Here is a 21901-nt window from a genome sequence, read left to right as displayed (position 1 = left end):
ACCGGAAAACGGCTCCTGTCTCAACATTCACGGCGTGGAAATGGCCTTCCCTCGTGAAGTGATGTTCACACAGCATGGAAAAATGGCAAAAGTCGAGCTCAGTATCTTACGGTCCATTGATCCACAAGCAGGTTATCTGGAGAATCAACACCTCATACCCCCGGCTGATCCACTTGGCGAGGCTTGGATGACCTTCGAATTCAGAAACGAGTGTGTCAACCGACATCTGTTTGAGGCCGTCTTTCACCTTGAATGCCCCCGAGCAGAAATCGCAAAGTTCCTCCACGATGCCCATCTGCCGCAACTCCTCATACTTCGCATGTAGCTTATGGTCCGGTTGCTTCCACGCCTCCGCCCATTCCGTTCCGGCGCCGTCAAAAACCAATACAACCTCGTGGCCTTTTAGCTTGAGTTCCTTGGCATAGAGAAGGGCGTGTACCGCCCGGGCCAAACCCTCATGCGATTCTTTTCCGGCCTGAAGGATGATGAGAAATCCTCTCGGCGGGCGGGCGGCTTCCCAGCCCGTACTCGAGAGGTCATAGCGTACGCCGCTTGGCGCCCGAGTGTACAGCCACCTTGGTCAGCACGTCATAGGGCTGACAGCCGACGACCATCCGGTCGTCAAAAAAGAAGGTGGGGATGCCGGTGACTCCCGCCTCGCTCGCTTCTCCACGCATCGCCTCCACCCGCGCAAGGTAGGAAGGATCGGAAGCGGCCTGGGCCGCGGCCTCGGCGTCCAGCCCGGAATCAGCCGCCACTATGCGTATCACCTCCATATCCTCCACGTTCCTCCCCTCACGCCAGTAGGCGTTCATCGCCCGTTCCCGGAAGGGCTCCAGCTTGCCGAGATCCCGCGCCATCTCGGAAACGGCCAGGATGCGCCTCGTATTCGGGAGATGTCCCGGGGCCTTCATGTCTTCAACACCGAAACTTCGCGCAAAGTCATGAAGGTATTTTCGCACCCCTTCCAACTTGTGGCCGGGGAAATAGCGCTCGATGGGCATGCCGCCGAGCGGAATCTCCGGATGAAGCTCAAAGCCCCTCCAGTCCACTTCGATTTCAAATTCCCGTTGCAGCCTGACCAGGCTGCTTTGCTCCGCAATGAAGCAGAAGGGTCAGACGAAATCAGAATAGAGCCGTACCGTGACGCTCATGGCGTTACCCGAGGGTAATGACTCTCTTGTGTTCTACTTTCGCTTCCCGCAGGGGTTGCACGGATTCTTCATGCCGCACGGGTTGGCGGGCGCCTTGTAGCCCTTGATCCATTCGGTGTAGTAGGCGTTGAGCGCGCTCAGTTCCGTCGAATTCCACGCGAGCGGTTCCGTGCCCATCGGATTCTCCATGCACACGTTGATCATCTGATCGAGCGTGACGATGTCGTCCGCCATTTCCACGAAATGGGAGAAGGATTGCGTCACCGTGCTCTTGAAAGTCTTGTAGTTCGCGTGACAGGTATCGCACGAAACGCCGGTCTTTCCGAGGTTGCGATCGGTCCAGAGCCTTGCCCCGATGTCGATCAGCTTCTTCGGGTCCTTTTGACGGGCCGACTTGTCCCTCATGTACTTGATCTTTTTCCCGGCGCATGGGTTGCATGGGTACGTCTTTTGACCTTTTTGGAGAAGTGACCATTTTTCTTAGTCACACTTTCCGGGCTGAGCCGGACCGTTGTTCACGCCCCGATTATACTCCTTGCGACGGGCGTAGGTCGCTTTCTTTTTCTCCTCCCGGCGCCTGAGGATCTCCTCCTGGCGGCCGGCGTACAGGTCGTTCGGCGCCACGTTTTTCAGCGCCTCGTGCGGTGTGGCATTGTAGCGCACGATGGCCAGCTTGAGGGCCTCCTTGAGGTCTCCGGGGCTGAGATACACGATCAGACACTCGCCCTCCTTGATCCGCCGATTGAACCGCTCGATTTTTCCCTGCGTCTGCGGATGATAGGGCTTGCCGAAGATGTGCCGGATGCCGTGGGCCTTGAGGTAGTCCGCCAGGAGCCACGAGATGAAGCCCGATCCGTTGTCGGACAGAAGCGTCGGCTTCTCGTGCTCCGGCCGCTCCGGTATTCCCGTCGCCTCCACCGCCTGCTCCACCGCGTTCGAGATCGAACCGGCCGATTCGTCCGGCAGGAGGTCCCACGCCAGGATCTTCCGGGAGTAGTCGTCAAGAACGGGGATGAGCTTGTAGTACCCCCATCCCGCCACGAAGAACGTCGTCGCGTCGATCTGCCAGATCTCGTTGGGCCTCCTCGTCTTGTGGGGCCACTCCGACCTCGCCGGAAGCTCCGGCAAGGGCCGGGGCCGAATGAGATCGTTCTTCTTCAGGATCTCGTAGACCTTCGACTCCGAGATGGCGAACTCCTCTTCATCCGTGATCTTTACGGACAGAAGCCGGGGAGAGAGCTCCGGGAGGTCCCGCGCGATCTCCAGGACTCTCAGCTCCTCCTTCGGCGTGATCCGGTTCCAGATCGTCCGGGCCACGGGCAAAAGCTTATCCAATGCGTTCGGTCCCCCTTCCCGGTAAAGCCGCACCCAGTGGTAGTACGTCGAGTCGGGTATCCCGAGCGCCCGGAGAAGCCGCCTCTTGCACCGGCTCCCCTCGACCCGGTCGATCAGGCTCGCCTTCTCGGCAGCCGTCATCGCGTAAGTCCATCGATCTCCGACCCGATCAGACTTTTTTTCAAAAGGGTGTTCTCCAGAACCGGGTCCGCCAAAATCACCTTCAGCCTCTCGTTCTCCCGCCGCAGGCTCTCCACCTCCCCCTCGGTCGCGCTCCGCTTCAAATCCCCCCTCAGCCTCGACTTCCCAGCCTCCATGAAGTCCTTCAGCCACGAATAATAGGCGTGCGGATGAATCCCCTCCTTCCGGCAAAGTTCCGAGGTCGAAACCTCCCGCTTCATCCCCTCCAGGAGAATCCGAATCTTCTCCTCCGCCCCAAACCGCCTCCGCGTCGCCCTCTTGACCTTCTGGATCAGCCCGTGAGCCGATTCCCCGTTCCCTTTCACCGTCTGCGCTGCGTCGTCCATCGTCTTCCTCCTTCCGGAAGAGTATCCGAAATCCAACGACCCAGCCCAGGAAATCCGTGACTACATTTTCAGGCCCACCTCTCCAATCGTGCCAAAAGTTCTACAGGATGATCGGACGTCGCCGGCCCGGGCCGCGCCGGCTTGCGCCGCCCAGAGGAAGAATGCTCCCGCGAAGAGCAAAGACACTCGATTGCGTAAAGAGCGTTTCATAAATACCTCCTAATTCCTGAGATGGGCGGCTTCCTTTTCACAATGATACGAACGGCCCTGGGCGCCAACAGCCGCGATATGTGTTTTCATGGCTTCGTTCGTTCGTGGCGCGCGGCGACAAACCGTTACTCGGCGCGAATCTTCGCCGTGGATGTAACGATCCGTCAGATTCGAGTCACTGAGAGGTGACCACGTTTCAGCTCGGCGCGATCCGAAACTTAGAGCCTCGAACAGGATGCCGATTCGTAGGGGAGCATCTTCAGATGCTCCCTCTTGTCGGGAGGGTCTGAAGACCCTCCCCTACACATTCTGTTGGACGCACTTAAGAGACGCCGTTACCAGAAGACTGGCTCGGTGACTGACAGGCAGGCCCGGACTCAGCGCGGCGCGATCGCCTCTCCCTCCACAAGTAAAGCGCCGCGGCGGCCACCAGCAGGCCATTGACGATCCTCAGCGCGGGCGCGTGGTGCGCCTTTTCCCAATATGAGAACGGGGTCGGGAACCTAAATTCGCTGAACGGATAAAACACGGGATACGCGTCGCTCACATGGGTCCACATGTCGAAGAAGGCGTGAAGGAGGATTCCTCCGAGAAGAAATGCCGTTCGACGACGCTTCAGCAGGAGGGAGAGGATCAAGGTCGCGCCCACGATGGGATAGGAGTGGAGGATTCTCGTGACGGGATGGTTCCACCAGTGCGCCCAGACATCCAACGCGCCGGTGACGCCGCCCGCCAGCAGGGGGATGACGTAAGGGGCATCAGGAAGGATCGATCCCGCCATGGCCCACCACTTCTCTTTCCTTCCGCGGAAAAGAAAGCACGTCCAGAAAACGTGGCTCGGGAGCGTCAAGGACCTACGCGACCCATCCGTGGCAGGGCCCTGCGTGGGGCATCGCGAGGAGCCGGGTTGCGGGACATGAGGTTTACCTCTGGGTGGGTTGGGCCCCTGGTTGGGATACGAAATCACGGAGAATCACGGGAGCGGTTTGTGCCTCCGTCAGGAGGGAAAGAGCCGCCTGGAGCACCTCCTTCTGGATCGCGGGGTTGTCCGGTTCACCCAGCGGGTAGCCGTGATTGAAGGGCACCCAAAGGGCGCGGGGTGGCTTCACCTTGAGCGTGATGTCCTTGAGGAGACTGATGGAAACGGTGGGGATGCCCGCCCGCTCGATTTCCCCCTGCATCAGGCCCACGGCCTGATTGCAAAGCGGTCACACCGGTACAAGCAAAGCTGCATCGGCATGCTGCGCAACGAGGCGACGGGCGATTTCCGGCGCCGTTGCCTTCACGAACTTCCCGACCGCTGTGAGAGATCCCATGAAACTGTAATGCGTATCCACGATGCCGCCGATAAACCCCTCAGCGACCAGTTCCTTGAGCCGGTCCAGGGGGAAGGCGAGATTCGGATCCCGGCGATACCCAGAGTGATCGAAGCTCTTGCTGCGGTGGGTGTCCTTCAAGCCGGCCAAATCCGTATCGGCAGGCAATTCTCGAAACGACGAGTCGCCGCCGAGGGCGGATTTGTCGAACGGGGTTTGATCGGGACGAACGAAGCCCGCCGACGAAATGAGGGCCACGGTGCATTCGCGAAGGGGCTTGCGGAGGGGTGACCAAGGGGCATCCTTGACTGACCGATAGGGATAGAGTTTGAGCTGCACTCTCAGCGTTGCCGGAAACTCGCTCCAATCACCCATGATCGAAGGGTGGGTGGCAGAAGGAGGGCGGGCGTTACGCCGTGAAAATGCGTTCGATTTTCGCGCGGAGTTCGGCCGGCGGCTGCGCGGAGAGTTCCAACGCCCGCGCCAGGCCGATTCCGGCCATCGTCGCCTTGAGGCCGGCCATCCATTTGCGGCAGTCCGGGCAGAGGGAGAGATGGAATCGAATCCTGAGCCTCCGGGCGAGCGGCATCGCGCGGTCGAGATAGTCGCCGATGTTCTGGGACGTCTCCCGGCAAGTACCCATGAGCATCGTGGGCATCATCACTTGGATTCTCCTTTGACGTAATCAATCATGCGTTCTCTCAGTCGCAGTCGTGCCCGGTGGAGCAGGACCCTCAAATGCGTGGCCTTGATCTGGAGGGCGTTACAGATCTCCTCCATTTCCCATCCCTCAATGAATCGGAGGTGGAAGGCGCTCCGTTGGAGGGGGGGTAGAGTGTCCAGTTCGTTGCGGATGCGTTCGACGCCTTCGGTTCGCAGAAGGACGTGCTCCGGATCGTCGCCTTGTTCGGTTGCCGGCTGGAGCCTCCGCCCACCGTCGTCGAATTCGGAGTTGGGAGGGTAGGGACCTTCGTCCAGCGACTCCTCCCGCCACCCTTCCTTCCGCATCTCGCGCACGACGTTGATCAGGATCCCGAAAATCCATGTGCGAATGGAGGATTCGCCTCTGAACGCCTCGGCCTTTTCCAGGGAGCGCAGGGCGGTTCGTGAGACGGCTTCGTCCGCGTCTTGGGGCGAACGCGTGAGCCGCAGGGCGAAACGGTAGAGCGCCGGCATGTCTTTCAGGAAGGCTTCGCCCGTTTGTTTCCGATCCATCTGCTGCTGACCCCTATCACGGCAGGCCCGTCCATTCAAACTCACTCAGGTTCATTGATCTGCGTCATGTCAAGGATTCGCTTTTGGAGCGAACCTGTCATCAACGTGAGCACCATGCTGGAATGGAAATTGCGGGATGATTCTTCCAGCGACATGGTAGGCAAGGAAAAAGACGGTGGGGCTCGGAAACCGGCCTTGGCGAATTCAGCCGGTTTCACCATCTTGATTGCCGAGGATGAAGCCTCCCTTCGCCTGACGCTTTCGGATTTCCTCCACGATTCAGGGTTCGAGGTGGACACGGCGGCGGACGGCGCCGAAGCCCAGCGAAAAATGAGAGCCCGCTCCTACAATCTCGTGATTCTGGATATTCGTCTGCCCAAGGTAGACGGCTTGAGCCTCTTCCACCTGATCAGGCAAAGCCGTGAGGAAACGCGGGTGATTCTTATGACGGCTTTCGCGTCGGTGACCGATGCCGTGAAGGCCGTCAAGCAGGGCGCCTACGATTACCTCACCAAGCCCTTCGACCGCGATGAGCTGCTCATCCGAGTCCGCCGAATCCAGGAGGAGAGCCGGCTGCGCTCCGAACTCGAGGAGGCCCGGCGGCGTCTGAGCGAACTGGACGCTTCGCGGACAATCCTGGGCGGCTCGCCCCGGATGCGTTTTCTCCTGGACCAAGTCGGTGTGGTGGCGGCCTCCGAATCCAACGTCCTGATCAATGGCGAAACCGGGACGGGAAAGGAGTTGCTGGCGAGGGAAGTTCACCGGCTCAGCTCGCGTGAGGCCAAACCCTTCGTGGCCGTGAACTGCGCTGCTTTTCCGGAAACCCTCCTCGAGGCGGAACTCTTTGGATACGAACGGGGGGCCTTCACCGGCGCCGTGAAGAGACGCGACGGGAGGTTCAAGGCCGCGGACGGAGGCACCCTGCTCCTGGATGACGTGTCGGAGATTCCTCTTCCGGCGCAAGCCAAGCTCCTCCGCGTGATCCAAGAGGGGACCTTCGAGCCTCTCGGGACCAATGCAAGCGTTCAGGTGAATGTCCGGATCATTTCCACAACCAATGTCGATCTTCGCCGGCGAAGCAAGGAGGGCCGCTTCCGGGAGGATCTCTATTTCCGGCTCAATGTCGTCTGCCTGGAGGTGCCTCCTCTTCGGGATCGGAAGGACGACATCCCGATTCTCGTCGCCGCCTTCCTCGGGCGGCTGGCCTCCAAACAGGGTTCATCCCGGCAGGACATTTCGCCCACGGCCTGGGCGGCCCTCACCGCATACGCCTGGCCCGGCAATGTCAGAGAACTGGAACACGCCATCGAACACGCCTCCATCCTGGCCCGTGGCGGTGAGATCGACGCCGCGCACCTTCCCGAAGCGGTTCGCGGCACCAGCTCGAACGCCTTGCTCCCGGATCACATGGCGCCGGGATCGCGCGGTTTGGAGGAGGTCTTGAAATCGTTCGAGCGCGAGTACCTTTCCAAAGCTCTGCAATCCACCGGATGGCGTAGGCAGGAGACCGCCGACCTGCTGGGCATCTCGCGCAAGACGCTCTGGGAGAAATTGCGCGAACACGGGCTGAATCCACCCGCCGAAAAAGAGGAAGAGGATGAAGCTCCCCGGCAGGACGGATAGCGACCGCCAGGACGCAGCTTTTCTCGTCCTCCGCATTCTGGCTTTCGGCGGGGGATTGGTGTTCGTCCTGTCCGCCCGCGAACATTTTCAGGCGATCCGGATCATCGGGTTCCTCTTCGGCCTTTTCGCCGCCGCCAGCGTGGCGCTTTACCTCCTGGCCTGGCCCCTCCTCGGGGAAAAGAGACACTTCTACTTCGTCGCCGGATGGATCGATCTGGCGTTCCTCGCCGTCCTGATCCATCTGACCGACGGATTCCGCAGCGATTTCGTGCCGGCGCTCTACCTCTTTTGCGCTTTCCACAGCTACTACTTTGGAAGACGGGAGGGCAGTGTGTTCGCCCTCGGCGCGGCGGCCGCCTTGATCTTCTTTCTGCTGGAGGCCTCACGGGTCGGCGCCGGCCCCACTTGGTTCGACGCCATTCTTCCGGTCGGCATCATCGGCACGCTCAGCTTCCTCATGGGCAACCTCTCGGACCACGACCGAGCTCTCCTCCGGGAAGTTGAACAGCAACACACCGAGACCGCCAAGCGATGGTACACGTCGGAAGGGATGATCGATCAACTGATCGAGTTGCTTCCCGACGCCGTGGGGTGCACCGACGCCGAACGGCGCCCCACGCGGGTCAACCAGAAAATGCTTGACCTCACCGGGTACACCAAGGAGGAAATTCTCGGGATGAGTATGGCGGATATCGTGGCGCCCGACGCCATGAAGTCGAACGTGGAAGCGCACACCCGGGTTCGCGAGAAAGGTTTCTCTTCGCATGAAACGGCCGTGATCACGAAAGACGGCCGACGGATTCCGATGGAGGTCAGCGCCATCGCCATCCGCGACCCGCATGGGAAGTTCCTCAGCACCTTGGCGCTTTGCCGCGACATCAGCGCGAGAAAAGACGCCGAACAGCGGGGAATGGCCATGACGGAACGACTCTCCGCCGTCGGTCTGCTGGCCTCGGGCGTCGCCCACGAAATCAACAATCCCCTCTCCGGCTTGATGAATGCCCTGAAGGCACTGGAGCAGGATGATCTCAAGCCGGAGCGGCGCGAGCGGTACATGAGAATCATGCGCGAGTGCCTGGAAAGGATGGCCGACACGGTAAGAGGACTCCTTCGATTCAGCCGCCCGGACAATCTTCATCCGACCGAGGTAGGTCTTCCGGCCTTGGTTGACGACTGCCTCGACCTGCTTTCGCCGACCATGAAAGCGAAGGCCATCCGGTCGCGCAAACTGTGGGCTCCCACCCCGGGCGGGCCGGATGGATTTCTTGTATTGGCGGACCGCGGACAGCTTCGCCAGGCCTGCATGAACGTTCTCCTCAATGCCATTCACGCGGTTCCGAGCGGAGGCATGGTCGAAGTCAACTTTGCGCATCAGGAGAACAGGATCGGCATTCAGATAGCGGACAACGGTCCGGGCGTTCCGAAAGAGATTCGCGAGAGAGTCTTCGAGCCGTTTTTCACGACGAAGCCGGAGGGTGAAGGGACCGGACTTGGACTGTCCGTCACGCTTGGGATCGTCAAGGCCCACGGAGGTTACATCGAAATCGGGGATCGACTCGGCGGGGGCGCGAGCATCACGCTGTGGCTCCCCACCGGCAAGCCTGATCCCGCCGGCGACGTTACGAAGTCGTAACCTCGCCCCCTGAAACACGTTACGAACTCGTAACGGTTCTTTCATGTCGAGCGCCCCGCTCGACAATTCAACTCCTCAAGATAGCTCGAATTTCCCATTCCACCGGTCTTGGTACGGCGGTTGCGCTTACGCCTGAGGATGAAAAATCGTAACTCTGTATTCCCTACCCTCGAAGGAGGAAACCCATGAACAAATTATCGCGCCTGTTTGCCCTGCTTGTCGTCAGCATGGCCGTCACTTTCGCCTGCGGCACGGAGGACAAAACCGCTTCCGGCAGCGCGGACCAGAAAGGAACTCCGGTCCCCACGTCCACGGACACCGTGGTCGTTCCCGGCGGAACGTCCACGCCGGCCACATCACCGACCGGCTGGGACACCACGTTCTCCCAGAAACTGGAGATCAAGCTGATGGCGCAATACGACTCCAGCGGGGATGCGGCGTGGGATGCGGCGAAGCACCCTCTCATATACATGACCACGAACGGGGCCGGCTATGGCGGGTTCCCCTCGCCCACGCAAACTCCGGGACTCGTCGTAGTCGATGCAGACACCTATGAGGTTATCGTGGAAAAACAGTTCCAACTCGATGGAGTCGATCCGAAGAAGTTGTGGGAGGATCACGGTTCAGCCGCTTCGCCCGACGGAAAATTCTTCTACATTCCGACGGGCGACATGGCGAAACCCATCAAGGAGGCGGGGCGACTTCTCATCGTCAATGCGCAAACGCTCAAAATGCATCAGATTCTTCAAACCAGCAGCTATCCCCATCACGTCAGAACCGTGAACTACTATGACGGGGAGACGCGCAAGGATCTCGTGCTTGTTGAAAACTTCAACTGGCAGGTGCCCGGCAGCATCCAGCCGGGTTCCGGCATCTACGTTCTCGATCCGAACGACAATAATCGCGTGGTCGGCGGCTTCAGGAGCGAGGATGTTCAAGGCAATCCCTACCTGGCTTTCCCCCATCCGGACGGTCGTCACCTCTACGTCGGCCTCCCTCCCGGCCCCATATCGGATCCGGACATCCGGCACAAGCTGGAAGGCAGCGTCGCGATCGTGGATATGAAAACCTGGAAGCCCGTGAAGTATTTCACCGTCGGTTTTGATCCGATCTGGACGGCCTTCACCGCGGACGGGAAGTACGCCTACGTCGGTGACGGCGGGAGCGACGAGATCTTCAAGATCGACAACGTCACGATGAAGATGATCGGCACCTCGCGTTCCGCGGTCCACGGCGGGTACGGCATCCATCTCAACTGGGACGACACCCAACTCTATGTGGTGGAGAAGGGCGAGGCGTCGCACAATCGCGGGAAAGCCCTGGGCCTCGTCGATCCGGTGGCCATGGCGCCGTCGGACACCTTCGAGACGCACTGCCTGCGGGGCGACCATGGAATCCTCCATCCGAATCCCGACAGGAATGAACTCTGGATCAGCTACAACTCCAACTTCCGCGATGTGGTCTTCGACCTGACGAAAAACGAGATCAAAAAGACCATCAACCACACGGGTAGCTCCCACAACGGCTCTTTTGTGAAATACGCCGTCAACTCCGACGGCTCGTTGGCCGGCGAGGTTCTCTCCGATCAGTCCGGCCTCCACGGCAGCGCGAGGACGGCCAAGGAAGACCTGCTCGGTGTCAAAGAGATCGTGTGGAAGACGGACAAAGTCAGCGTCAACGTCTTCCGGTCGAAGTAGCGGGGAGGAGCGCCGTGATGTGTACACCTTGCCGATACGGGTATGCCTTGGCGGTCGCGGCTCTTACCGCGGCCCCGGCGTGCGGATTGGAGGATGCCCCGCTGGCCCGCATCGACGTGGCCGACTTCCAAGCCGTGGATTCGAGCGAACACGAAGGCCATCAAATCGCCGGAAGCGGGCCGGACGTTCAGGCGGCCCAGCCCAGCGCTCCCACCGCCCCGACAGGCGAACAACCTGCCGCGGGTCAACCGGCGCCGTCCGCCGCCGCGGCGGGCCCGACCTCTTCGGATATCACGGTAGAGATCACGTCAAACGGTTTTGGCGGCGTGCCCAAAGGCTTCACCTTGACCGTGAAAAGAGGCTCGCGCGTGCGTATCAAGTTCGTCAATAGCGATACGACAGGAGACAACGTGCATATCATCGCGTTCTCAGGGCTGAGTCTGCCCGAGACGGAGCTGTCGGCCGCAAAGCCGTCCGGAACCGTGGAATTCAGCGCCGACACCCCGGGGCGCTACGGGTTCTCCTGCCAGAACCAGTGGTGCACGATCCACCCAAAGCTCAAGGGAACCCTCATCGTAGAGGAATAAGTGCGTCTAACAGAATGCGTAGGGGAGGGTCTTCAGACCCTCCCGACAAGAAGGAGCAACAGAATGCGTAGGGGAGGGTCTTCAGACCCTCCCGACAAGAGGGAGCATCTGAAAATGCTCCCCTACGAATCGGCATTCTGTTAGAGGCTCGAAGAACCCCTCCAAATAGAGGCGAGGATGAAAGCGTTTTACGCAGCCGTGGTACTTTTGACGGGGATCTGTTGCCTGGGCGGCCCCGCGTGGGGTGAAGCCGGAGCGGACAACGCGGTTCTGCGCCTGATCCAAGGCCGGGATGCCTACCGCAATGCCTGCGCCGCCTGCCACGGCGCCGAAGGGGACGGACAGGGCGATGTTTCTTCGTACATGAATCCGCGCCCGCGCGACTTCCGGAAAGGGGTTCTCAAATTCCAGACCACGCCGTGCGGCTCGCTTCCGCAGCGGGAGGACATCGAGCGCATCGTCAGGGATGGCCTCCCCGGCACGAAAATGCCCGGATGGGCGGGCATGCTGAGCGATGAAGAGATTTCCTCCGTGGCGGCTTTCGTCCTGCAACTCATTACGTCATCCCCCAGGCCCGCCGGGGCCTCCGGCGTCCCGCCCGAAACGGCGGTGGACGCCCCGGGGATCGAACGAGGCCGAAAAGTCTTCGAAGACCTGGAGTGCGCAAAATGTCACGGCCCCTCGGGGCGCGGGGACGGCCCCTCGGCCGGTACTCTGAAAGATGATTGGGGTGGATCCGTCCGCCCGCGAGACTTTACAAAGGCGCTTTTCAAGAGCGGCGGGACGAACACGGATCTCTACCGCGTGATCGTCCAAGGCATCTGCGGCACTCCCATGCCCTCCCACCAGGATTTGGTCAGTCCGGAGGAACTATGGGACGTCGTTCATTACGTTCGCTCGCTTGGAAAGGAGAAAGGACTTTGGGAAAGATTCTTCGGCTTGGAATAGGGATGGCGCTTGTCTGCCTGCTCGAAAGTTGCGGCGGGCAGGTGGGGGGCGGGGAAGGCTCCCTCGACGTCATCATCGACTACCACGGAAAAACTGCGCGGGCGGGGCAGCCCCTGGCCGTAGCCGTCTACGAGTCTCACCCTCCAACAGGTGCCCCGCTCGCATACAAGCTCATCGAAGATTACTCGTTCCCAACCACGGTCCGGTTTGAAGGCCTGCCGCCGGGGGACTACGTGGTCGGCGCATCGGTCGATCTGGACCCTTCGGACACGCCGTACGCCGGGATGCTGAAAGCGGGAGTCGATCCGTTTGGATATGCCGGCGCGGCGGATAGGATCCGAATCCGCCCGCTCTCCGCGGCGCCGCGCGCCGAAATCCGTCTGGAACGACCCAGATGATTCGACGGATTTCGCTCATCCTGAGCCTGTGGCTGCTGGGCTCCGCGTCGGCGTCGGCTCTGCCGCGGTTTGCCGTACGGGAGGGCATGACGTGTGGCGCCTGCCACGTCAATCCCTCGGGCGGTGGGATGCGGAACGCGTACGGAAGCCAGGTGTACGAACGGCTCGACCTGCCCTTGACTCGGATCGGAAAAGTCTGGGCCCCGCCGGAGGTCGGCCCGCTTCGCCTTGGAGCCGACTCTCGCTCGGCATACATCTACATCCCATCCCAGGAAGAGGGCGTCACCAGCACGAGCTCCTTCTTCCAGATGCAGGCGGATTTATACGCCTCGGCGAAACTGCACGAGCGGCTGAACCTCTACTACGACCAAGGTCTTAACGGAACCTATGAGGCCATGGGAATCATCTCCCTCCCCTGGGCCGGGAGCTTCGTCAAAGTGGGCCGGTTCATTCCCACCTACGGTTGGCGGCTCGACAACCACCGCACGTTCGTGCGGGAGGACATCGGCTTCGCGCCGCGCGAGAAAGAGACGGGCATTGAATTCGGAATCCGGCCCGGCCCGTTCCTCGTCCAGTTGGACGTGTTCAACGGCGTGGGAGGCAAAGTCAACCAAGACAACAATACCGAAAAGGCCGCAACCGCCCGCGTCGAATATGGCTCACGTCTCGGCCAAGTCCCGATCATGCTCGGCCTGTCCAGTCTGTACAATCTCACCGGCAGCCGTGAAACGGCCGAAGAGTCGCCCCGCAGAATCGCCGTGCGGGACGGCGTCATCTGGGGCGCGTCCTACGGGCGCTTGGGGTACCTCGGTGAGGCCGACTGGTTCTCGAACCGCGATCTGGGCGCGAAGAAAACCGTTCGGGGATGGGTCCTCTATGAGGAGGCCAACGTCATCGTCAGGCGGGGTCTTGAAATCCAAGGACTCTATGAATACACCAACCCGGATTTCGACCTGGAGGGCGATCTCGTTCACCGCGTCGGCGGCGGATTCGAAATGTTCCCGATTCCGTATCTCGAGTTCAAAATGCTGTACCGCCGTTCCGTGGCCCGATCCGACAATCCGATTGGCGGCATCAGCGAGGTCATCGGCATGGTCCATGTGTTCTTCTGAGAGCCTGTCCCAAAACGTATCGCGGACCCTAAAGGGCCCGCTACGGAGAAGCTGTGTTTCACCTGTAGCGGAGCCTTCAGGCTCCGCGGAACCCGCCTCTCCCTCGTCAGGTTTTGGGATAGGCTCTAATCCGGCCGGGCATGCGGCCGCATCTCATAGGGCAGGGGACTGTGGTAAGGCGCCGGAGATTCGAGGGCCATCGGGCCTTTCGATCCCGGCGCCCACCATCCCCATTAGCCGCCTTCCGAGTCCCGCCCTTGCCTTCGTAATCAAAGGCCGAGGTACCGGACAATGTTTCCGGTCGGGTCAGGTGATCGCCTATGAAGGTCATCGGCCACTCGGAGTCTACCTGCACGAAACCGGACATCTTTCGTTCCTCAGAGGAGGCGCCGGGGTAGGAGATTGCAGCGAGCCGTGCCTCCTGGGAGTTCACGCGCTGATGAGCAACAGCGAACTCACCGTTTCCACGCAGGCGGCAGGCAAGGTGGGGGTCACCTTTATCAGTCGAGCGGGTTGGAAACTCATACTGGATGCGTATCCGGAATTCCGGCGTTGGATTCGGAAAGCGGCTGCGCTGCAAGATGACTGGCGCCCACCCCTTACGACTGAGGCTGGGTAGCTGCACCGCCCGGATCATGGCGGGCCTGGCGTTGGCGATGACCGCCTGGCACGCCGTCCCGCGGGAGGCCCATGCCATCCCCGCTTTCGCCCGCCGCGAAAAGATGCCGTGTCATCGTTGCCACGATTCCTGGCCCCGGCTGAACAAATTCGGGTTCATGTTCCGCGCGATGGGCTATCGCACTCCTCAAGAAATCAACGGCGAAGAAGGCCCCGGTCTCAAACGGCTCCTCGATGCTTTCGCCATGAAGGGCGGCCTGTCATTCAATGTGACTCGCTCCTCCCGGTGCGTGGACAAGGAGGTGTTCGTGGAGAGTGTGGATGTCCCCGGTCACACCCACGGAGGGAGCACGGGGATCACGATCTTCTGCAACAAAGAAGACGCCGTCCCCGCGGCGGAGGTCAACATCGGCTCCATCCCGCTCGGGGTCGCTCCAATCCGCCGAGAGAAGTCTCCCAGACGAGATGCGGAAACGGCCGGGGTGTTGGGAACGGACTCTTCCAAGACCAGGATCGGTTTTTCCGCGCCTGAAGTCGACATTTTCTCCAGCGCGCCGTTCGGGCGGTACTACTCAACCTTTTTCGACGTGCGGCTCGCCGCGGACAGCGGAAAGGCGGACGTCCACATGGGCAATGTGCGCGCCACGTTCGGGCAGGAAGATCGGTTCTTCCAGGTCAAAGCCGGGATCATGCATCCCGTGGAGGGATGGGCGGGCCTGGACAACTCCGTCACTTTTACGGAACCCCTTGTAACCGCCACACCCGCCGCGGGAAAGACTTTTTCCTTCGCGTATCCGAGCCAGATCGGGGTGATGCTCGGCGGCGGCCGTGAGGATACCTTGGCCTCCATCACGGTCTTCAACGGGCTTGCCTCAGATGGGAGCGGAACGGCAGGTTTCTCCAGAGATAACAACCGCGTGGACGCGGCGTTCAACCTCGTTCAGTTTGTCGGAGACACCGGCGGGGCCGTGGAAATCGTTGGATACTTGGGGAGCGTGGACGAACCCAAGGACGCATCTGACCCAGACTCCGAAACCTTTCGAAACGGTTTCTGGCGCGGCGCCATCGTTGCGAACTATCCTCCCATCGACGCACTGCATCTGCTCGCCGGAATAGGGGGGGGGCGGGACATGGTCGAATCGGGTGGCGAAAGGGTACCGATCAACAGCAAGGGATTCTTCGGTGAAGTCGATATCGCCCTGTGGGACAATTTCACGCCCTTGGTTCGCTATGACTTCTTCGATCCTTCGGACGCCCGAGGGGGCGGGACGCGCGCCGTGACCGTGGGGTTTGCCTCGCCGTGGGAGTTTCAGCGATGGGTTGCCGAATATCACTACATGAGGTCGTCGGGATCTGATGCGGTGGAGGCGCATGCCGCCAGGATCGGCTGGGAATTTGCTTTTTGAGGATCGACGGAGGTTCTGCGGTCTCTGATTGACAGGAGGACCACGGCGCACCCCGCGCAGAGCATTGAGATGCCTTCCGGGCGCCTCTGAGCAGCTTCGGGTGCGGCCCGTCCATGGGCGTAACGAATGGGGGTGGCGGGACCACGGACGGATATCATGTTGGAGATTGGACTGATCGTCGTGGCGATGTTGGTTGCGTTCGCGAATGGAGCGAATGACAACTTCAAGGGCGTGGCCACGCTGGTCGGGAGCGGGACGGCGAATTACCGGCGCGCGTTGACGTGGGCGACGGCGGCCACGCTGGCGGGATCGCTCGGGGCGATTTTCCTGGCGGGCGAGTTGGGTAGGAGATTCAGCGGCAAGGGGCTTGTGCCCGATGCGATCGCGGGTGAACCTTCGTTTGTCTTGGCCGTGGCTCTCGGCGCTGCGCTGACGGTCCTGCTCGCCACGTGGAGGGGGTTCCCGATTTCAACCACGCACGCCTTGGTGGGCGCCCTCGCGGGCGCCGGTCTCGCAGCCGCGGGTTCGGGCCTTCATTGGTCCGCGCTCGGATTCGACTTTTTCGTGCCGCTGCTCGTGTCCCCGCTGATTGCCGGGGTGCTGACCGTGCTGACCTATGGTGTGGCGACCTCCGCTCGAAAACGGCTGGGGATTGAAAAGGAGTTTTGCATTTGCGTAGGGGAGGAAGAGCAGGTGGTGGCCGTCGGCCTGAGTCCGGCGGGTGAGGGGGCGGCGATCGCGCGAAGGATGATTACCGTACGATCCGATTCAGTCGGCGCCTGCGCCGAACGCTACCGGGGGCGAATGCTGGGGGTGTCGATTCAGGCTGTACTCGGCGGCGCGCACTTTGCATCCGCGGGCGTCGTGAGCTTTGCGCGAGGGTTGAACGATACTCCGAAGATGGTGGCCTTGCTGCTTGCGACGGGTGCCGTTGCCTCGCCGGGATCGAATCTGTTCGTGGCGATGGCCATTGCGGCGGGCGGCCTGCTCGCCGCGAAACGCGTGGCGGATACCATGAGCCGGCGGATCACGGAGATGAATCACGGTCAGGCTCTCTCGGGAAACCTGGTCACCGCCGCTCTTGTCGTCTCGGCCTCCCTCTTCGGGTTGCCGGTTTCCACGACGCACGTGTCCGTGGGGTCGCTCCTGGGCATCGGCGCGGTCGGAGGCGGGGCGCGGTGGGGCGTGGTGCGGAAAATCGTGCTTGCATGGGTCATCACGCTGCCGCTTTCCGCGGCCTTTTCGGCGGGGGCATACTGGCTGGGCGTCGAATATTTATGATGGGAGGCAGAGATATGGATCGTTCGCAAATGCTGTTCACCGATCAAACGGTTTGGCACGTGCCGGATTTCGTTCGGAAGGAGCGGGATGGAATGGTCGTCTTCCTGGATCCCGAGGGGCCGAACTGGATCAGCACGGATTCGCGAGGAGCGAAGATTCTCGAAGGGCTGGATGGAACAACGTCATTCGACGCCGTTGTCCGAAGGTACTCCGCTGAGACGGGAACACCCACGGCCGCCGCTTGGGTCCATTGCGCAACGTTCATCAAGGATGCCGCCCGCGCGGGCTTCGTGAGCGACGAGCCGTTTGCGGCGCGGCCGGGCTATCTAGGGCGAAGCGAGATTCTCCAACTCACGGGTCTCCGCGAGATCTGGCTCCATCTCAACAATTCCTGCAATCTTTCGTGTTCCCACTGCCTCGTTTCTTCCGGTCCGAAGGAGGATCAGGGACTCTCCACGGATCAGTGGAAAGCCATCCTACGGCAGTCGTTCGATCTGGGAACCGGCCAGGTCTACTTCACGGGAGGCGAGCCGTTCCTGCGCAAAGATATTTTCGAGCTGATGGATTTCGTCCTGAGCCGTCCCGACCGGAAACTGGTCATCCTGACCAATGGGATGCTTTTCAAAGGGCCGACGCTGGATCGATTACGGGATTACTCCGGGCGCCCGTTGGTCCTCCAAATCAGCCTGGACGGGCCGGATGCGGAAACAAACGACCCGATCCGAGGGAAGGGCAGCTTCGATCCCATCCTTCGCGGAATCCGATCGGCGCAGGCGGCTGGCTTTGCACCGATTGTCACAACGGTTGTGAATGCCGCCAACCGGCACAAGGTTGCGGAGGTCACGCGTCTGCTCGCGACCCTGGGCGTGAAAAGCCACCACCTGATTTGGCCGCATCACCGCGGAAGGTCGGCGGCCATGAACGGTCAATTCAGCTTGTCGGCGCTCGAATGTCTTGAAGTTCTCCGGGAAGCGAAAGAGGCGGGCGCGGAGGTTGGCGTGACGGTCGACAACTTCGAGTCTTTCCGCGCCCGCATTCACGGGCGTCGCGGGGTGAAGATGGACCACTCCAGCGCCGGTTTTGAGAGCCTGTGCGTCTATGCCGACGGGCGCGTGTTCCCGTCGGCCTCGACTGCCGGCTATCCCGCGCTGTCTTGCGGGAATGTTTTGGAATCGCCCTTGGAGTCGATCTGGAGGAGCTCTGAAGTGCTGGCCGAAACCCGCAAAGTATCGGTCATCAATAAGGAGATGTGCCGATCGTGCACGTGGCGGTTCATCTGCGGGGGGGGGGAGATTGAACACGGCTATTTCTACTCCCAGAACGGCCGGTCGCGGCGCGCGGGCGACGGTTTCCACGCCCACGATCCCTTTTGCGATCTGTATAAGACCGCGCTGGAGGACATCCTGCTCAGCGAGGCGAGTTCGGCGGCGCATCTTGCGGGGGATGGGGGTGCCCCGAATCCCCGATCGGGCTTCAACGCCCCGGTCGTTTTGCGGTCCATGGGCGACGCGATCCTTTGCGGACAGGAATCGGCGCTCACGCGGGGTCGGAACGGCGTGGCCCTGGGCCATTCGTCGTGCCACCTCGCGTCCGACATCGCGCATATGCGGGAGGACGTTCGTTCGTTCTACGCTGCCGCGGCGAAAGAACCACAGGAGGCGCTCTGTTGCCCCGTGAAATATGACTCGGAGGACTTGGGCCATATCCCCCAGGATGTGATCGACCGATTCTACGGCTGCGGCGGGCCGGTGGCCGCGGCCCGGATTCGGGAAGGCGAAGTGGTCGTGGACTTCGGCTCGGGCGCGGGGATCGACTGCTTCATCGCGGCAAAGAAAGTCGGACCGAACGGCCGCGCCATCGGGGTCGACATGACGGACGAAATGCTGGACGTGGCCCGCCGATGTGGGACCGAGGTGGCCGACCGCCTGGGCTACAACGCGGTGGAGTTCCGGAAGGGATACTTGGAGCACGTGCCGGTGGAAGACCGGACTGCGGATCTGGTCATGTCCAATTGCGTGATCAATCTTTCGCCGGACAAGAAAGCGGTCTTCGCCGAGATGTGGAGAGTGCTCAGGGACCACGGTCGGGCGGTCATCTCGGATATTGTGTCCGATCGCACAGTCTCGATGGAACTTCAGAGGGACATCCAGCTCCGCGGCGCCTGCATCACCGGGGCGCTGACCGAGGAGGAGTTTCTCGCGGGTTTGGAGAAGTCCGGCTTCTACGGCCTGCGCCTGATCGACAAGAAACCATGGAGGGAAGTGGAGGGACTTCATTTTTCTTCCATCACGGTCGAGGGATTCAAATTCGAGAAGAAGGACGGTTGCCGGTACATCGGCCAGCGGGCTATTTATGCGGGACCGTTCAAGGCGGCGATTGACGAGGAGGGGCACCTGTTTCCGCGAAACGAACCGGTGGAGGTTTGCACGGATACGGCGGCGAAATTGAGGCATGCGCCGTATGCGGGTTCGTTCGTTGTGCTGGAGGCGGAGGAAAACGCGAAGACCTTGGCGTTTGAGATTGCGGAGACGGCGGCAGCCGAGTCGGAAAGGTGCGGGCCGGGGTGCTGCTGAGCGACTGGGCCCTCTCCGGCATTGACTGGATCCGCGGCGCCGGCGCGATCGGGGCGACGGCGTTTGTAGTGATCTATGCGGCAGCGACCGTCGCGTTTCTGCCCGGCTCGATCCTCACGCTGGCGGCGGGTTTTGTGTACGGACCGCTGGTCGGGACCGCCATCGTTTCACCGGCCAGTGTGCTCGGCGCCACGGGCGCCTTCCTTCTCGGGCGAACCCTCGCCCGCGATTGGATCAGCCGGCGCATGGCGGGTAGTCCGAAATTCAAAGGGCTGGATCAAGCGATCGGCCGGGAGGCGCTTAAGATCCTCGTGCTCATCCGACTCAGCCCGATATTTCCCTTCACGCTGGTCAACTACGCCTTCGGTCTGACGCGGATCAGTCTCCCCAAGTACGTCCTGGGCTCTTTCATCGGGATGTTGCCTGGAACTTTTCTTTATGTATACCTGGGATCGTTGGTCACGGAAGCGACGCAATTGATCGGGGGGAGGGCGCCGGAGGCAGGCACCGCGGGAAAGGCGTTCTATTGGGCGGGATTGCTGGCCACGATCGGAGTCACGCTCTTTGTCACCCGCCTTGCGCGGCGCAGCCTGCGTGAAAGTTTGCCCACCCCGTGAAAGCGTCGCCGTCCCTCAAACCCGACGACGAGTACAACCGAGCCCTGCTCGCCAATGCCCATCCACCGGACTGGATCAATCCTGAACCGGCATCGCGGTACAACCTCGTGGTGATCGGGGCGGGGACCGCCGGACTCGTGACGGCTTCCGCCGCCGCCTCGCTGGGGGCCAAGGTTGCGCTTGTGGAGCGGCACCTGATGGGCGGTGATTGCTTGAACGTGGGATGCGTGCCCTCGAAGGCGCTGATACGCGCGTCCCGATCGGCGGCCGAAGTGCGGCGCGCGGACGAATTCGGCACGACCATCCCTGCCGGCGGCCGGGTTGATTTTCCGAGGGTCATGGAAAGAATGCGACGCCTGCGGGCGCAGATCAGTCCCAACGATTCCGTGGATCGATTCCGAAAGCTCGGCGTGGATGTCTTTCTCGCCGACGCCCGGTTCGAGGGTCCTTCCACCATCAGCGCCGACGGACGACGACTTCATTTCAAGAAGGCCGTCCTTGCGACCGGGGCGCGGGCGGCGGTGCCGCCGATCCCTGGTCTTGCCGAAGCCGGTTCACTCACGAATGAGTCGGTCTTTTCACTCACGAGGCTCCCCCCGCGGCTGGCGGTCATCGGGGGCGGGCCCATCGGCTGCGAGATGGCCCAGGCGTTCGCCCGGTTCGGGTCGAAAGTACACCTGCTTGAGGCGGCGCCGCACATTCTCATGCGGGAGGACGGCGACGCGGCGGAACGAGTGCAGTCGGCACTGGCGAAGGATGCCGTGAATCTGGTTCTGGGCTGCAAGATCCTGAGCGTGGAGAGGCAGGGCGATTCGAGGAAGATCCGGCTGGAATGCGCCGGGCAATCGGGGCACATCGAGGTGGATGAGATTCTCGTCGGTGTCGGCCGGGCGCCGAATGTCGAGGGATTGAACCTCGAGGCCGCCGGAGTCGAATACGATTCGAGGGCGGGCGTAAAGGTGTCGAACAGGCTCCAGACGAGCAATCCGCGCATCTACGCGGCGGGGGACATCTGTTCAATGTACAAATTCACTCACGCGGCGGACGCGATGGCGCGGATCGTTGTCCAGAACGCCCTGTTTTTCGGACGAAAGAAGGCGAGTGCGTTGACGATCCCATGGTGTACCTACACCGATCCGGAAATCGCCCACGTGGGTCTGTACGAACGGGAGGCGAAAGAGCGCGGAATCCCGGTTCAGACTCTTACCGTCGAATTGCGCGAGATTGACAGGGCGGTGCTGGATGGCGAAACCGAAGGCTTTTCGCGGGTCCATCTGCGAGCGGGAACGGACCGGATCCTCGGAGCCACGGTGGTTGCCGCCCACGCGGGAGAAATGATTTCAGAATTCTCGCTGGCGATGACGGCCGGCGTGGGACTCGCCAAGATCGCGGCAACGATCCACCCCTATCCAACTCAATCGGAGGCGATCAAGCGGTTGGGAGACGCCTACAATCGGGCCCGGCTGACCCCCTCGTTGCGCCGATGGCTGGAGCGGTATTTCAGATGGAGGGGGTGAGGGGATTCGGGTTCAGATCGGGTTGGGGGTTGTTCAATCATTAGGGTTACATCTGCCGCGGGCCGGATCCTTTTCTTCGTAGCGTCCGGTTTCATACCGGACGACCTCTCGCCCGATGTAAAATCGGGCGCTAC

At 61.4% G+C, this 21901-nt stretch carries 22 protein-coding genes; 12 read left to right on the top strand and 10 right to left on the bottom strand.

Going from position 1 to position 21901, the window contains the following annotated elements:
* Positions 1-106: 106 nt before the first annotated feature.
* The 10 genes from HYT87_19420 to HYT87_19375 all read right to left on the bottom strand — a co-directional run bounded on the left by HYT87_19420 (position 107) and on the right by HYT87_19375 (position 5757).
* The gene (locus tag HYT87_19420) at positions 107-451 is read right to left on the bottom strand and encodes a DsrE family protein (GenBank protein MBI2061915.1); all 345 of its coding nucleotides are present in this window, start codon (positions 449-451) and stop codon (positions 107-109) included.
* An 85-nt stretch (positions 452-536) separates the two neighbouring features.
* On the bottom strand, positions 537-1103 hold the full coding sequence (locus tag HYT87_19415; GenBank protein ID MBI2061914.1) for a DsbA family protein: 567 nt from the start codon (positions 1101-1103) through the stop codon (positions 537-539).
* An 84-nt stretch (positions 1104-1187) separates the two neighbouring features.
* Positions 1188-1559, bottom strand: coding sequence for a hypothetical protein (locus tag HYT87_19410; protein ID MBI2061913.1), 372 nt, complete (start codon positions 1557-1559; stop codon positions 1188-1190).
* A 75-nt stretch (positions 1560-1634) separates the two neighbouring features.
* Complete coding sequence (locus HYT87_19405; GenBank protein ID MBI2061912.1) at positions 1635-2630, bottom strand: transposase; 996 nt, start codon at positions 2628-2630, stop codon at positions 1635-1637.
* Positions 2627-3016: a transposase gene (locus HYT87_19400; GenBank protein ID MBI2061911.1), complete on the bottom strand. Its 390-nt coding sequence runs from the start codon at positions 3014-3016 to the stop codon at positions 2627-2629. The genes HYT87_19405 and HYT87_19400 overlap by 4 nt, the downstream gene beginning before the upstream one ends.
* 532 nt (positions 3017-3548) lie before the next feature.
* The gene (locus HYT87_19395) at positions 3549-4007 is read right to left on the bottom strand and encodes a hypothetical protein (protein MBI2061910.1); all 459 of its coding nucleotides are present in this window, start codon (positions 4005-4007) and stop codon (positions 3549-3551) included.
* Positions 4008-4149: 142 nt separating this feature from the next.
* Positions 4150-4416 (bottom strand): hypothetical protein, encoded by a 267-nt coding sequence (locus HYT87_19390; GenBank protein ID MBI2061909.1) that lies wholly within the window; start codon positions 4414-4416, stop codon positions 4150-4152.
* Positions 4417-4434: 18 nt separating this feature from the next.
* Entirely contained in the window at positions 4435-4917 is a 483-nt protein-coding gene (locus HYT87_19385; protein MBI2061908.1) for a hypothetical protein, read from the bottom strand.
* Between the two features lie 34 nt (positions 4918-4951).
* Complete coding sequence (locus HYT87_19380; protein ID MBI2061907.1) at positions 4952-5203, bottom strand: zf-HC2 domain-containing protein; 252 nt, start codon at positions 5201-5203, stop codon at positions 4952-4954.
* Positions 5203-5757, bottom strand: a complete 555-nt coding sequence (locus tag HYT87_19375; protein MBI2061906.1) for a sigma-70 family RNA polymerase sigma factor — start codon at positions 5755-5757, stop codon at positions 5203-5205. The genes HYT87_19380 and HYT87_19375 overlap by 1 nt, the downstream gene beginning before the upstream one ends.
* A 66-nt stretch (positions 5758-5823) precedes the next feature.
* Between HYT87_19375 and HYT87_19370 the strand changes: the two genes are divergently transcribed.
* The 12 genes from HYT87_19370 to HYT87_19315 all read left to right on the top strand — a co-directional run bounded on the left by HYT87_19370 (position 5824) and on the right by HYT87_19315 (position 21767).
* Complete coding sequence (locus tag HYT87_19370; GenBank protein MBI2061905.1) at positions 5824-7380, top strand: sigma-54-dependent Fis family transcriptional regulator; 1557 nt, start codon at positions 5824-5826, stop codon at positions 7378-7380.
* Entirely contained in the window at positions 7355-9013 is a 1659-nt protein-coding gene (locus HYT87_19365) for a PAS domain S-box protein (protein MBI2061904.1), read from the top strand. Before HYT87_19370 ends, HYT87_19365 begins: the two co-directional genes overlap by 26 nt.
* A 185-nt stretch (positions 9014-9198) precedes the next feature.
* Complete coding sequence (locus HYT87_19360) at positions 9199-10710, top strand: hypothetical protein (GenBank protein ID MBI2061903.1); 1512 nt, start codon at positions 9199-9201, stop codon at positions 10708-10710.
* A gap of 14 nt (positions 10711-10724) precedes the next feature.
* The gene (locus HYT87_19355) at positions 10725-11297 is read left to right on the top strand and encodes a cupredoxin domain-containing protein (protein MBI2061902.1); all 573 of its coding nucleotides are present in this window, start codon (positions 10725-10727) and stop codon (positions 11295-11297) included.
* A gap of 177 nt (positions 11298-11474) precedes the next feature.
* Positions 11475-12245, top strand: coding sequence for a c-type cytochrome (locus HYT87_19350; protein ID MBI2061901.1), 771 nt, complete (start codon positions 11475-11477; stop codon positions 12243-12245).
* The gene (locus HYT87_19345; GenBank protein ID MBI2061900.1) at positions 12218-12643 is read left to right on the top strand and encodes a hypothetical protein; all 426 of its coding nucleotides are present in this window, start codon (positions 12218-12220) and stop codon (positions 12641-12643) included. Before HYT87_19350 ends, HYT87_19345 begins: the two co-directional genes overlap by 28 nt.
* The gene (locus HYT87_19340) at positions 12640-13755 is read left to right on the top strand and encodes a hypothetical protein (GenBank protein ID MBI2061899.1); all 1116 of its coding nucleotides are present in this window, start codon (positions 12640-12642) and stop codon (positions 13753-13755) included. The genes HYT87_19345 and HYT87_19340 overlap by 4 nt, the downstream gene beginning before the upstream one ends.
* Positions 13756-14285: 530 nt before the next feature.
* Complete coding sequence (locus HYT87_19335) at positions 14286-15779, top strand: hypothetical protein (GenBank protein MBI2061898.1); 1494 nt, start codon at positions 14286-14288, stop codon at positions 15777-15779.
* A gap of 156 nt (positions 15780-15935) precedes the next feature.
* A complete protein-coding gene (locus tag HYT87_19330; protein MBI2061897.1) occupies positions 15936-17060 on the top strand; it encodes an inorganic phosphate transporter in 1125 nt (374 codons plus the stop codon).
* A 14-nt stretch (positions 17061-17074) separates the two neighbouring features.
* Positions 17075-19633 carry a methyltransferase domain-containing protein gene (locus HYT87_19325; protein MBI2061896.1) on the top strand — a complete coding sequence of 853 codons (2559 nt, stop codon included), beginning with the start codon at positions 17075-17077 and terminating at the stop codon, positions 19631-19633.
* Positions 19630-20250 carry a TVP38/TMEM64 family protein gene (locus HYT87_19320; protein MBI2061895.1) on the top strand — a complete coding sequence of 207 codons (621 nt, stop codon included), beginning with the start codon at positions 19630-19632 and terminating at the stop codon, positions 20248-20250. The genes HYT87_19325 and HYT87_19320 overlap by 4 nt, the downstream gene beginning before the upstream one ends.
* Positions 20247-21767, top strand: coding sequence for a mercuric reductase (locus HYT87_19315; GenBank protein ID MBI2061894.1), 1521 nt, complete (start codon positions 20247-20249; stop codon positions 21765-21767). The genes HYT87_19320 and HYT87_19315 overlap by 4 nt, the downstream gene beginning before the upstream one ends.
* Positions 21768-21901: the final 134 nt, after the last annotated feature.

The organism is Nitrospirota bacterium, assembly GCA_016180645.1.
In the GTDB taxonomy this organism is placed as follows: domain Bacteria; phylum JACPQY01; class JACPQY01; order JACPQY01; family JACPQY01; genus JACPAV01.
The sequence above is the reverse complement of the archived record's forward strand: the minus strand, read 5'-3'. Positions and strand labels throughout refer to the sequence as shown.